The following is a 13572-nucleotide window of genomic DNA, read 5'->3' on the forward strand; positions in this document are numbered from 1 at the left end:
TCGTATTCTTTGCGCTTTTCTTTATTTCAGGACTACCGCTCAATAGGGAAAGCGGTAGTCCAGGCATAGGAAAAGAACACCAGAACCTGTTATTTAACCAGGTATATATAGAAGGATAGTAACCCCAAATACGAATGACGAATGCTGAACCAGGATTGATGAACTGCGGATCGGGATTTACGGCCCACATCGTATAAATCATGATGTACAAACCAGGATTCACGGATGGCGAATTCGTTTAAAGTTCAGGCAATACGGTCCAGGGAATCCAAATAAGGATTCGATGGTTTATCATTTACAACGCAAGCAATACGAATGCTCGCAATACGAGTCAGGAGTCAGGAGTCAGGAATCAGGATTCACGAATTGTGAAGCAAGATGTACGACTCATAAACTGAAATAGTGAAATGAAATGGTAAAGGCGATTAGCGAATAATAATGATGATGATATCAATGAAGGATGTTAAACCCGGAAACATGTTGCACGGGCCCCACACTGATTTCCATTTCTGTTACTTTAGCCATGGCTGGCCCTTTACGGCACCAGGACAGAAATTGCTCCATTACCGGCTCTTCTGCCTCTGCCAAAATCCACACCGCTTTATCCGGCATGTTTTTGATCTGCCCCTGCACGCCTAGCAAATCTGCCATATGTTTCGCATTAGCCCGGTAACCCACACCCTGCACCCGGCCTTTCACGATGATCTCTTTGTGTACGATTGATTTGGTTGTCATAACGTCAATGGTTATCTCAAAAATGTCTGAATCAGGATGAATACGGACCGGTATGATCCATTGGCCATATAGGTTGTATGGTCAAACGAATGTAACGATTAATCCCGGGGCGCTGAAATACATTTATCCGGCAGTAGGACACCAAACCCACCAAAGCAGATTCGATAGTGATCACCCTTCACCGGTACCACTGGAACATGCCATGACAGCAGCCACACATTTAAGGAAAGACTGAGAATGGTTAACTTGAGGGAAACAAACTACAGATGAAAACTGAAGAAACAGGGGTCACAAAATAATAGGCTGAAAGCCTTACCATTGCGGGCATTTATGATACAGTTCGTTCAATTTTCATCCAATGCATCTCCAATCCGGCTCTTCCCGATTCAGACAATGATATATAAAAAGCTCAATCTGCTAAGCAGCATAATTGAACAAAGATCCTGTCAAATGCTCAATGTCTCCAAACACAATATCTCTCACTCGTTGATATTTACCACCAGTTACCGGCCGTTTCAGCAGGGTAAAACAATGGCAGTTAAAACTCCGTACAAACAACCGTTGCGTTAAAGCCGGCAACACTTTGGCAATGGCCGTTTCATCGAGCCCGCGTGCGATCGTCATACCGGGCTTAAATGCTTGTGGCTTCAGATCAAAACACTGCATAATGCTCTTGTGCAGCTCTACCAATGGTTTGGGATTAGCAACATTCACACAGATACTCTGCCGGCCGTCTGCGTGTCTTACCGCTTCCAGTCGTGATGTATAAATCGCAAAACCTGACTGACGTTTGGCTACTTCTTCCACCATGTCAATAAAGTCGTTTTCAAAACGCGCCGGAAACTCGGACCTGAATAAAGGAATGTACACTGGTGATGTAATGCTCGCAGCATCCTCTAAAGACGTTGCGATAAACTGCCGTATACGGTTCACATCTTTTGATACCACAACATCCGGATTCACTACCAGCAAATAATCAAATAACGCTTCCGAAGTTTCATAATTCGTATTCATAACCTGATATTTTAACACTGACTGTTAGAATGACAATACAAATATACACCCTTTTTTCTGAAATACTAATTTTTTTAGCATTTTATACTAAAAAAATACGCAGTCACATCATCCAATATGTTCAAACGGAGCAGGGATAGGCCTTTCGACCTATCCCTGCTCCGTTTTTATTTTGCTAAAAAATACTAACCGAGATGTTGAATGATCGCTGCGAAATCACTTGCCACCAGGGAGGCGCCACCAATCAGGCCGCCGTCCACATCAGGATTGGCAAAGAGTTCAGCTGCATTGCCCGGCTTAGCACTGCCGCCATACAGGATGGTCAGGTGCAGCGCTGCTTCACGGCCAAATTTATTAGCAATCTGGGAACGGATGAAGGCATGCATGTCCTGCGCCTGCGCAGCGCTGGCAGTCAGTCCGGTACCAATAGCCCAAATCGGCTCATAGGCAATCACCACGTTTTTAAGTTGCTCCACGGTCAGATGGAACAGGCTTTCTTCCAGTTGTTTCGCTACGAATGCATTCTGTGTTTCAGCCTGACGGATCGCCAGCGGCTCACCGCAGCAGAAAATCGGCTTGATGCCGGCAGCCAGCGCCTGGTCTACTTTCTTCGCCAGTACCGCATTGCTTTCCTGGAAGTATTCCCTTCTTTCGGAGTGACCAATGATCACGTAATCCACTCCTACAGACTGCAGCATTTCTGCGGACACCTCGCCGGTATAGGCGCCGGATTTCTCGCTGGCGCAGTTCTGTGCCGCTACAAAAAAGCCGGGATAGTTTTTCAGCAGGGACTTAGCCTTGGTCAGATACGGGAAAGGCGTGGCCACCACTACCTCCTGCCCTTCTGCCAGTTTAAGACCAGCCTGCAGAATGTCGTTGATCAATTGCTCACCCTGCGCCAGTGTAAGGTTCATCTTCCAGTTACCTGCAACAATTTTTTTTCTCATGTACTGTGATATTAAGTTTTATGGTCGTTGTGTGTTTGTTTCCTTGAAAACGGCCTCCAGAATCCTGCGATCTGCATCTTCCAGCGGACGCCCCTTGAACCCCATCCAGGCGGCGGCATCCCGCAACGCCTCAGGCAGGCGGTAGCCAGTCATCCCTACCTGGTGCCCCCAGCTAAAGGAAGGCAGGAAGGCTGGCGGAAATCCGGCGCCGAAAATATTACAGGATACACCTACCACGGTGCCGGTGTTCAACATGGTATTAATACCGGTACGGCTGTAGTCCCCCATCATCACACCGCACTTCTGCCCTGCCGGCTCTGTGCCCTGCCTGGCCTCTATCCACACTTTCACTACCCCTGCGTTGTTTTTGACATTGGAACAGGTAGTATTCCCCCCGAGGTTACACCACTCACCAATCACCGCATCACCGACGTAACCATCATGTGATTTATTGGAATAACCGAAAAATACACTGTTTTTAATTTCTCCGCCACCGATACTATAAGGCCCCAGTGTGGTGGCTCCATATACTTTGGTCCCCATCTTTAAAACAGCTCCTTCTCCCAGCGCCAGCGGCCCTCTGATGGCACACCCCTCCATGATCAGGGCATTCCGGCCAATGTAAATGGGACCCGTGGCAGCATTGAGGATACTGCAATGTACCATGGCCCCCGGCTCCAGGAACACATTCTCCGGATGCGATACCTGGCAACCTTCCGGCAGCGCCGCCGAAGTACGCCCTTTGGTCAACAGCACAAAATCCTCCCGGACGGCACGGTCGTTCTGCAAAAAAATATCCCAGGGCCTGAAAATACCAGCCACCGGACCTGTATAGTTCTTACGGCTGGCAGCAGGCAACAGGTGGACTTCCCTACCCTGTACCACCTTGGCTACCAGGTGATTGTCCTTATATAATTCCTCATCCGGGCCTAAAGCCTTAATGGTCGCTACCAACTGCTCGTCAGGCATGATATGCCCGTTGATCAGCACGTTCATCATGACGTCGTCTCCACGGCGCAGCGGAAACTTCTCCTGCAAATGAGGTACGGTAAAATGACTGACACCTGTACCCAGCCAATGCTCCCACTTCTCCTGTATCGTAAGAATTCCTACTCTGCAGGCTGCAATGGGTCTCGTATACGTAAAGGGGTATAACAGGTTGCGTTCGGGCGTGTCGAAAAGAATGTAATGACGCTCCATAGGGGTTAAAAATAAAAAATCCCATCGATAAGCCGATGGGATTCTTTATAAAAATATTGTTGCAAACGACTATGCTTTTTTCGCGTAGCGTTTGTTGAATTTGTCGATACGTCCTGCGGTATCCACCAACACATTCTTACCAGTATAGAAAGGGTGAGAGGTATTGGAAATTTCCAACTTAATCAACGGATACTCATTGCCATCTTCCCACTTTACACTTTCTTTGGAAGGAGCAGTGGAACGGCTTAAAAAGCTGTGTCCGTTTGACATATCTTTAAATACCACAAATCTGTAATTTTCCGGATGTATTCCCTGTTTCATATCAAATATTATTGTAAATACAGGGTGCAAAGGTAACTAAATTTCTTTAACACCCAAAGTTTATTGTAAAAAAAATCAGGATTTCATATTAATATACTGCAACGGAATGCTCAGATTGGCTTCCCGGCATGCTTGTATAACATCCTGTAAATCATCTATTTTTTTGCCGGTTACCCGTACAATGTCGTCCATAATGGCAGCCTGTACCTTTAATCCGGAATCTTTGATCAGCTTCACGATCTTTTTGGCGTCTTCCTGTTTGATGCCATTTCGGATAGGAACTTCTTTCTTATATACTTTCCCGCTCTGGTAGGGCTCCTTGCTCTGATCGTAAATGGTGGCTTCCAGCCCCTGACGCATGGAACGTGAAATCAGCACGTCCAGCACCTGCCCTAGCTTCATATCACTGTCTACTTCTATATTCAGCACCAGGTCTTTTTTGTTCAGTTCAATTACCACGTGTGACCCCTTGAAATCAAACCGGTTGGTGATTTCCTTTTTCACAGTGTTAACCGCATTATCCAGTGTCTGTAAATCTACTTTGCTAACAATATCAAAGGACGGCATAACTCAATTTTTTTATCTTCGAACGACAAATATAGAAAAGAAAAAGCAGGTAGTGAACTACCTGCCCGACATATATAAATCTAAATCTAAAAAAAATTAAATTTGGCGCACGTTGCCCATACCGGAAACGGACTGGTTTACGGCCGGCGTTCCTTTATACCTTACCTTGCCCACACCGGATACACTGACATTCAATTTTTTCTCCACCGCTACTTTCGCTTCGCCGCTGCCAGAGATACCTATCTCTGCCTCCTGGGTCTGAAAATCCAATGCTTCAATATTGGCAGCACCGGAAGCCTGGTAAGCTACTTTATCGCAACTGCCCTTCAAATCAACCTTGCTCGCTCCGGACATCCCTACTTTCAGTTCCCGGGCATTCAGCTCCAGGTTCGCATGCGTGGCGCCGCTGAATTCCAGCTTCAGGTTGTCTGACTTAATGAGGCCTTTACCGGTATAGCTGCAGGCTCCGCTGGCAGACAGCTTTTTCACCTGTTGTATGGTAACACGCACAATAATCTTTTTACTGGGGTCAATATTTACACCTTTACGGGTAGTCACTTCCAGCTCGCCACCGGAAATCGTTGTTTCAATGTAGGGTAACAGGTTCTCTTCTGCTTCTACCTGGATGCTGTTGGTGTTGCCTTGTTGCAGTTCTATATTATAAACACCGCCAGTGGATATTTTGTCAAAATTACCGGCAGTCCGGGTTTCAGTTTTCATCTGGCCATTCCCTCTGATACGCTCATTACGGATGTTGGTGAAAGAGGACAGCAACACAACGAGTGCTACTAAAAAAGAGGCTGGTACATACTTGAAAAATGTCTTCATGTGGAGTTTTTTAGGAATAATTTATAATCAGGTTTTAGAATGGGCTTCGTTGTGAATACATATATCAGATGACGATCAATAAGCGTTCAGGTTGGCATCAGCACTGGTACCTTTTATCTTAATGACTGGCGATCCTTCGTTACCACCACCTGACTGTGCTTTGTAGCTCAGGGTGCTGGATGTTTTATTGGAAATTACGTTTTTCAGTTCCAGGCTGCCGGTGCTCAGATCACCTGTTACCATCACCACATCCAGTTGCAGCGGTAATTTACGTGGCAGGTTCATCTTCAGATCGGAGAAAGTCAGTATCAGATCGGCGCCTTTAAAGCCCGGCACTACCTTCTTGATGTTCAGGTCACCATAGGTGATCTTCATGGAGATATCAGATACCAGGTCACCGATGTTGGTGTCTGAAAATGCTACATGGCCGTTGACCTTTTCTACCCGCTGTATCTTATAATCATCATAATTGGCGGCCAGCTTCAGTGTTCCCAGGTTGGTAACGGTGTAGTTGCTGTAATTGGAACTCACGTCCAGCAGGTCCAGCTGCTCTGCTTTCAGGTTGGAATAGTTACCCTTCAACACTACTTTATTGGCTTTACCGATACGGCCCCTGTCGCAGTAGTTGAGTCTCAGCTGCAAGTCAGCCGCATCACGGATATCATAAGAACAATAATTGAGTGCCAGTTCTGCAGGGAAACTGAATTTATCTGCCACCACGTCCCCGAAGTTGTTCTCTACTTTCAGCCGGGAAAGGCTTTCGGGAATAAACACATCGTAGTCTATATTAACGTAGTCTTTGGAATCTTTTTTACTGCCCCAGGAAAACCAGGACCCGCCTGATTTGGAGGGGTTATAGGAGGTATTGATGGACACGTTGGCACCGCTTTGGTTGGCATCAATATTTACGCTTTCGGCGATTCCCTGTGCTTCCTGGTCATTTTTACCAAAGCCGGTAATGGTGATGGCTGCTTTGATTTCATTTTTATTCCAGATATGGAATACCACCTTGCCATATTTGTTGCTCAGGCTGAAAGCCGTGCCGGCGCTAACGGTAAATTCTTTGCGGATGGTTTTTTTATACGTTACGTCACCATTGGTGGCAAAAGTGAACAGCGGCAATACAAGGCATAACAGCAAACTAAATTTCAGCTTCATATTGTTTTTTTGTGTGAGTAGTGGGAGCTGCGTGTTTTTCATGCAACTCTTCGAGGATTTTGTCAAACAGCTCCAGTTTGAGCTGATAATAACGGATCATGGCGCCCCGGATTCTTTGGTTGCCCGGATTGTTTTTCAGCTCATTCTCCAGTGTTTTATAGGTATCGTTACGTAACTGCAATTCTTGTCGTGCGGCACTGTCAAGCCCCAGCTCATTGACCGGATAGGCATTGATGAGTTCCAGCTTTTCGTTGATCCGGTTGGAATAATACACTTTGGCATCCTGCATTTCCGGTATCACAACGGCGAGGTCCTGCTGTTGCTGTTGTTTATGCCTGGCGATATAAAACAGTACGGCGGCGTTGACCAACAATACTGCGATAACGGCGGCTTTGAACCAGTTTTTGCCCAGCAGCGAAACTACTCTGCCTTTACGGCCTCCTTCCAACTCTCTTTCCAATGCGTCCCACACCCTGGGCGAAGGTCCGGGCTCCTCAAACGCGTCCCGGTGCTGTTGGATAAAACTTTCAAAATTTTCCGGCATTAACGAATAAGATTTTGCTGTTTTACAATTTGTCTTACTTTTTCTTTAGCCCGCATGTACTGGGTTTTCACGGTAGATTCCGTAATCCCCATCATGTCGGCGATCTCACGGTGAGAGTAGTCCTCAAACAGGTAGAGATTCAGTACGGTACGGTATCCCTGCGGCAGTCCGTGAATGGCTGACTTGACAGCGGACACGGTCCAGGTGAAGGAATCCTCGTCTATACCTGCTTCTTCTGCTACTTCCACTTCTTCCACTTCTTCAAAGTACACTTTTTTCTTTCTGAGATTATTCAGGCAGTGGTTGACCACTATCCTTTTAATCCACGCTGTCACACTCGCTTCGCGCTCCAGCTTGCCGATGTTACGGTGTACCTGTATGAAGGCCTCCTGTAAGGTATCTTCCGCATCACTAACGTTACCCGTCATACGCAAACAGATGTTGTACATGGCAGCGGCATAAGCATTATACAGTTCGCGAAATGCGCGAACATCCCCTCTTTTGCAGCGGTCTATTACATTCCCGTCTAATTGCGTCTGATTCAAGTTATTGGCTGATGCTTTCATTATAAAGACAATGATTGTAAAAAAGGTTGCATGTGGTAAGGCCGTTCTTTCGAAATTTTCTACGACTGATACTAAAGCCTCGTTAAAAAATTATACTTAAATATCTAATTATAAATATTTTATATAGATATATACCTGTAATGTCTCCTTAAAAATTTTTTATAAAATTACCGGGAAGCCTGCTTTTCCTGTTTTAAAATCCACCAAACCCTGCTTTTTTGTGACGAAACACGATTTTTAGGTAACAGGCAGTAAACGCAGCCCTGACGAAAAGGGCCGCGTTTTTCCATCCTTATATATACCTAAAAAACCATCTTTAGTTCCCTCCTTTTACACGGTTTTGTTCTGCTTCCAGGCCGGTCTCACGATTGCGGGCTGCTTTCACATTGCTGTTACCGAAGCGGTAGTTGAAGGAAAGCCTTACCTGCCGTGAATCCCATCTGTTGAATATGGAGGTAGTGCGCCCAACATTCTCAAATTGGCCACGGAAATAATTCGTTCTGAACACATCGGTCACGCCCAGCTTCACGGAACCTTTGCCTTTCAATACTTTCTGCTGCACGCCCAGGTCCAGGCCATACATGGCTTTCATTCTGAACAGCCCTTCATCAGCCAGCTGCGGGGAAACATAGAAGAATACCGCCTCTGCGCTCATATCTTTCGTTATAGTGAATGTCTGTTGGGTACGTCCAAAAAAACCGAAAGAAGAAAGTTTCACGTTGTTTTTGTCTACTACGGTTTCGTACATACTATGACTAAGTGATGCCGTCGTGAAAGACGTCCACCATTTGGTGATCGGCACCGTAGCAGAGATATTCAGGTTGAAAACATCTGACTTGGCCACATTCTGATACCTGTAGCGTATGGCCGAAGTGTCCCCGCTGACAGGGTCTACTGCTGCTTCGAGGATCTTGGTCATCATATCTTTGGTATGGGTATAGGCCAATGAAGTAGTCAAAAACTCCCTAAACGTGTGCGTAACCTCAAAGTTGTTGGAATACTGCGGCTTCAGGCCCGGATTACCGGCTATCCTGGTATAACGGTCCAGGTAAAACTCAAACGGATTGAGCTCTTCATAGTCCGGACGCTGAATACGGCGGCTGTAGGTCAGGCCCAGGGTATTGTTCTTGTTCAGCTGATAACTCATAGCGGCACTGGGGAACAGGTTGAAGTAACTGGAATCGTTCCTGATTTCCTTCGCCTGCTGGTCCTGGGTGAATGCTGAGTTACCGGTGATATGGGTTTGTTCACCACGCAAGCCTATCTGCACAAATACCTTTTTGAATTGTTTGTTGATATTGATATAGGCTGCATTGATGTTTTCCTTATAAATAAAGTGGTTGGAACGCCGCTCGTCTTTAATCCAGCTGCCGGTACGCAGGGAGTCAAAGCGGGCATCGTTGTCAGTAGTCACAAAGCTGACTTTAGCACCTGCTTCCAGTTTGGCCTGGCCTTTCAGCGGATGTACATAATCAATTTTTGCAGATTTGATCTCAATGCTGGAAGGCTGGCCATTGCGGGACGTATCGCTGTTCAGCAATGCTTTATCGGCGCCATCCCGGTTGAGGGCAAAGATGGAAGAGTTCAGCTTCTGGGTAATCCGGGCATAATCCAGGTCTATGTTCAGTTCCTTGCCGGTAGAATCCAGGATACCGCGGTAGTTCAGGTTGTAAGCGCCACGCTGCCATCTGCCGCTTTCCCCGCTGTTGGTATGCAGGATAGAATCAACCAGGTTACCGTTACCAATTTTGGTGATGGCATCGCTGGACATATTACGGTCCCGGCGGCTCAGGTCGGCCATTACACCAAGTGTATGATTTTTGGAGATGAAATAATCCATTCCAATTTTACCTCCCTGGTAATCAGATTTCTGGTCTGTGCCCGTGTTTTGATCAAATACCTGGTAACGGCCTTCATTGGTCATGGTACGATATACGCCTAACTCCTGCTCTTGTCTGCGATAACTATAATTATAGGAACCAAAGATGTTCACCTTTTCGTTGCGATGGTTCAGATTCAGCGCTCCGTTAGCGCGACTTCTGACTCCCTGTGAAACGCCCAGGTTCACGTTACCGTTGGTACCGTAGCTTTTGTTCTTTTTCAGTTTCAGGTTAATGATACCGGCATTACCGGCAGCATCGTATTTGGCGGAAGGATTGGCGATCAGTTCGATCTGTTCAAGGTTGGAAGCCGGCATGCTTTTCAGCAGTTCAGCCACATCCTGTGAGGTCATATTGGTGGGCTTACCATCAATCATAATTACCACGCCACCTTTTCCTTTCATGGAGATGTTACCATCTTTATCTACGTTGATGGTAGGTGATTTTTCCAGTACTTCCATCGCGTTACCACCGGCGGCGGTGATGCTGCTTTCTACGTTCACCACCATTTTATCAGCCTTCTGTTCTATGAAAGGCTTGCGGGCGGTAACATCTACTGCTTTCAGGCTTTTGGAGGCAGCTTCCATAGCGAGGGCAGGAACAGTCACCCCGGAAGCGCCTACCTCAAAGGGTTTGCTGTAAGCCCTGTTCATTCCTACGGCTGCTGCCGCGATCAGGTACTTGCCTTGTTTTATCTGTTCAAATTCATATTTACCATTGATATCTGCAATGGCTCCTTTTACGAGAGAGGAATCGCCTGCCTTTAGCAGGGTAATGGTGGCAAATTCCACCGGCTGTTCGCCGGTACGGATTACTTTACCGGCTACTTTAGGGCCGTTTTGTGCTTGGGAAGTTAACGCGGCGCTTATCATTCCTGCTGTTAATACAAACGCTGTCAAAATTGATTTCATACGAGGGCGGATTAGAATTTTTCTGATTTTAGGTTCAAGTTACCGGGAAGCCTTCTTTTCCTGTTTTAAAATCCACCAAACTCTCCTTTTTTGTGACGAATAGCCAATTTCAGGTGGGGTAGAAAACGCAGCCCTGACGAAAAGGGCCGCGTTTTTCCATCCTTATATATACCTAAAAAACCATCTTTAGTTCCCTCCTTGTTTAACACGGTTTTGTTCTGCTTCCAGACCTGTTTCACGGGTACGGGCTGCTTTCACATTGCTGTTACCGAAGCGGTAGTTGAAGGAAAGGCGTACCTGGCGTACATCGTTTCTGCTGACCAGTGCGGTAGTCCTGCCGGCGTTGTCAAATGAACCACGGAAATATTGGGTATTGAAAACGTCTGCCACGCTCAGCTTCAGTGTTCCTTTACCTTTCAGCACTTTCTGTTGTAAGCCGAGGTCCAGGCCATACATGGACTTCATTCTGAACAACCCTTCTTCCAGTACCTGCGGCGCTACATAGAGGAAAGTAACTTCTGCGGCGGTGTTTTTAGCAAGCGTGAAAGTCTGTTGTGTGCGGCCAAAGAAACCGAAGGAAGAAAGTTTTACGTTGTTCTTATCTACCACTGTTTCATACATATTATAGGACAGAGATGCTGTTGTAAAAGAAGTCCACCATTTGGTGATAGGAATTGGCACAGACACGTTCAGGTTGAAGTTGTCGGCCTTGGCCACGTTCTGATACCGGTAACGCACCGCTGAAGTATCTCCGCTGGCAGGGTCCACAGCTGCTTCCAGTATTCTCGTCATCATATCTTTGGTATGGGTGTATCCCAGTGAAGTGATCAGGAACTCCTTGAAGGTGTGGGTAAGTTCAAAGCTATTGGAATACTGCGGCCTCAGATTCGGGTTACCAGCTTGTTTCGTATAGCGGTCCAGGTAAGACTCGAATGGATTCAGCTCTTCATAATCCGGGCGCTGGATACGACGGCTGTAGGTCAATCCAAATGTGTTGTCCTTGTTCAGCTGGTAAGTCAACGCAGCGCTGGGGAACAGGTTGAAATAGCTGGAATCATTTTTCACCACTTTCAATTGTTCCTTTTGTGTTGACTCAGAATTGCCACTGATATGTGTTTGCTCACCACGCAGCCCTATCTGAACATGCAGTTTTTTGAACTGTTTGCTGAAATTAACGTAAGCGGCATTGATGTTTTCTTTATAAATAAAGTGATTGGAACGGTTTTCATCTTTTATCCAGTTGCCCATGCGCAGGGAATCAAAACGGGCGTCGTTGTCTGTGGTCACAAAGCTGGTTTTCAGGCCGGCTTCCAGTTTGGCGCCTCCTTTCAACGGATGCACATAATCTATTTTTGCCGTTTTGATTTCAATGCTGGAAGGCTGATTGTTGCGGGATGTATCGCTGCCCAATATGCCTTTGTTAGCACCATCACGGCTAATCGCAAAGATGGAAGAAGTTTGTTTGTTCGTGTTACGGGCATAATCCACGTCGATGTTCAGTTCTTTGCCGGTTGAATCCAGGACACCGCGATAGTTCAGGTTGTAAGCACCACGCTGCCATCTGCCGTTATCAGTGGAAGTAGTATGCAGGATAGAGTCGATGATGGAACCATTTCCTATTTTGGTATTGGCTTCAGCAGGACTGTTACGGTCCCGGCGGGCCACATCTGCCATTACACCGATTGTATGATTTTTGGAGATAAAATAGTCTAACCCCAGTTTGGCTGCATGGTAGTCTGATTTGTTTATGTCAATATTATTCTGATCAAATACCTGGTAACGGCCTTCGTTAGTCATGGTGCGGTACACGTCCAGGTTTTGCTGTTGTTCGCGGTGGCTATAGTTATAAGAACCGAACAGGTTCACCTTTTCATTACGGTGGTTCAGGTTGATGCCCCCGTTGACGCGAGGCTTGAGACCCTGTGCAGCCGCCAGGCTCACGTTACCATTAGTACCGTAGTTCTTGTTCTTTTTCAGTTTCAGGTTGATGATACCCGCATTACCGGCAGCATCATATTTAGCGGAAGGATTGGCGATCAGTTCTATTTGTTCCAGGTTGGAAGCCGGCATGCTTTTCAGCAGTTCAGTCACTTCCTGGGAAGACATGTTAGTGGGTTTGCCATCGATCATGATGATAACGCCGCCTTTTCCTTTCATGGAGATGTTACCGTCTTTGTCTACATTGATGGTAGGTGATTTTTCCAATACTTCCATCGCGTTGCCACCGGCGGCGGTGATGCTACTTTCCACGTTCACCACCATTTTATCGGCTTTCTGTTCTATGAAAGGCTTGCGGGCAGTGACGTCTACTGCTTTCAGGCTTTTGGAAGCAGCTTCCATGGCGAGAGCAGGAACAGCTACACCCGCAGCGCCCACCTCAAAGGGTTTGCTGTAAGCTTTGTTCATTCCTACGGCTGCCGCCGCGATCAGGTACTTGCCTTGTTTTATCTGTTCAAATTCATATTTACCGTTGATATCTGCAATAGCTCCTTTTACGAGAGAGGAATCGCCGGCCTTCAGCAGGGTAACGGTGGCAAATTCTACAGGTTGCTCGCCGGCACGGATCACTTTACCGGCTACTTTAGGTCCGTTTTGTGCTTGGGTAGTTAACGCGGCGCTTATCATTCCTGCTGTTAATGCAAACGCTGTCAAAATTGATTTCATATAAGGGCGGATTTAGAATTTTTCTGGTTTTTTAGATTTTAGATTGTTCCCGGTTACCGTTCAGTCGGTTTTCTGATGAATCCCTTCTTAAAGAACCTTAGTTAATATACTACAGTGGTTTGTCAACTACAGTAGCTCATCAACTACATTGTAAAAATATGTACCATGCAATACATAGTACCAAATCTTTACACGAACGGTCTGTAAGTAAGGATGAACGGCAACAAGTGGCTGGAA

12 protein-coding genes are annotated in these 13572 nt (G+C 46.4%); all 12 read right to left on the bottom strand.

The window, feature by feature from the left end; all coding sequences use genetic code 11:
- Nucleotides 1–450: 450 nt before the first annotated feature.
- The 12 genes from HHL17_RS27155 to HHL17_RS27210 all read right to left on the bottom strand — a co-directional run bounded on the left by HHL17_RS27155 (nt 451) and on the right by HHL17_RS27210 (nt 13335).
- On the bottom strand, nt 451–735 hold the full coding sequence (locus HHL17_RS27155) for an acylphosphatase (RefSeq protein WP_169227973.1): 285 nt from the start codon (nt 733–735) through the stop codon (nt 451–453).
- 417 nt (nt 736–1152) lie between these two features.
- Complete coding sequence (locus tag HHL17_RS27160; protein ID WP_169227974.1) at nt 1153–1749, bottom strand: 2'-5' RNA ligase family protein; 597 nt, start codon at nt 1747–1749, stop codon at nt 1153–1155.
- A 185-nt stretch (nt 1750–1934) separates the two neighbouring features.
- Nucleotides 1935–2696: a triose-phosphate isomerase gene (gene tpiA / locus HHL17_RS27165; RefSeq protein ID WP_169227975.1), complete on the bottom strand. Its 762-nt coding sequence runs from the start codon at nt 2694–2696 to the stop codon at nt 1935–1937.
- 18 nt (nt 2697–2714) lie between these two features.
- Entirely contained in the window at nt 2715–3896 is a 1182-nt protein-coding gene (locus HHL17_RS27170; protein WP_169227976.1) for a putative sugar nucleotidyl transferase, read from the bottom strand.
- A gap of 69 nt (nt 3897–3965) precedes the next feature.
- On the bottom strand, nt 3966–4217 hold the full coding sequence (locus HHL17_RS27175) for a type B 50S ribosomal protein L31 (RefSeq protein ID WP_078667903.1): 252 nt from the start codon (nt 4215–4217) through the stop codon (nt 3966–3968).
- Nucleotides 4218–4292: 75 nt separating this feature from the next.
- Nucleotides 4293–4784: a YajQ family cyclic di-GMP-binding protein gene (locus tag HHL17_RS27180; protein WP_169227977.1), complete on the bottom strand. Its 492-nt coding sequence runs from the start codon at nt 4782–4784 to the stop codon at nt 4293–4295.
- A 96-nt stretch (nt 4785–4880) separates the two neighbouring features.
- Nucleotides 4881–5612, bottom strand: coding sequence for a head GIN domain-containing protein (locus HHL17_RS27185; protein ID WP_169227978.1), 732 nt, complete (start codon nt 5610–5612; stop codon nt 4881–4883).
- 75 nt (nt 5613–5687) lie between these two features.
- Nucleotides 5688–6770 (bottom strand): hypothetical protein, encoded by a 1083-nt coding sequence (locus HHL17_RS27190; RefSeq protein ID WP_169227979.1) that lies wholly within the window; start codon nt 6768–6770, stop codon nt 5688–5690.
- A complete protein-coding gene (locus HHL17_RS27195; RefSeq protein WP_169227980.1) occupies nt 6754–7314 on the bottom strand; it encodes a hypothetical protein in 561 nt (186 codons plus the stop codon). The genes HHL17_RS27190 and HHL17_RS27195 overlap by 17 nt, the downstream gene beginning before the upstream one ends.
- Complete coding sequence (locus HHL17_RS27200; RefSeq protein WP_169227981.1) at nt 7314–7880, bottom strand: RNA polymerase sigma factor; 567 nt, start codon at nt 7878–7880, stop codon at nt 7314–7316. The genes HHL17_RS27195 and HHL17_RS27200 overlap by 1 nt, the downstream gene beginning before the upstream one ends.
- A 316-nt stretch (nt 7881–8196) precedes the next feature.
- Nucleotides 8197–10671, bottom strand: coding sequence for an outer membrane beta-barrel family protein (locus tag HHL17_RS27205; protein ID WP_169227982.1), 2475 nt, complete (start codon nt 10669–10671; stop codon nt 8197–8199).
- Nucleotides 10672–10857: 186 nt separating this feature from the next.
- The gene (locus HHL17_RS27210; RefSeq protein ID WP_169227983.1) at nt 10858–13335 is read right to left on the bottom strand and encodes a TonB-dependent receptor domain-containing protein; all 2478 of its coding nucleotides are present in this window, start codon (nt 13333–13335) and stop codon (nt 10858–10860) included.
- Nucleotides 13336–13572 lie beyond the last annotated feature (237 nt).

The organism is Chitinophaga fulva (assembly GCF_012927205.1).
Lineage (GTDB): Bacteria > Bacteroidota > Bacteroidia > Chitinophagales > Chitinophagaceae > Chitinophaga > Chitinophaga fulva.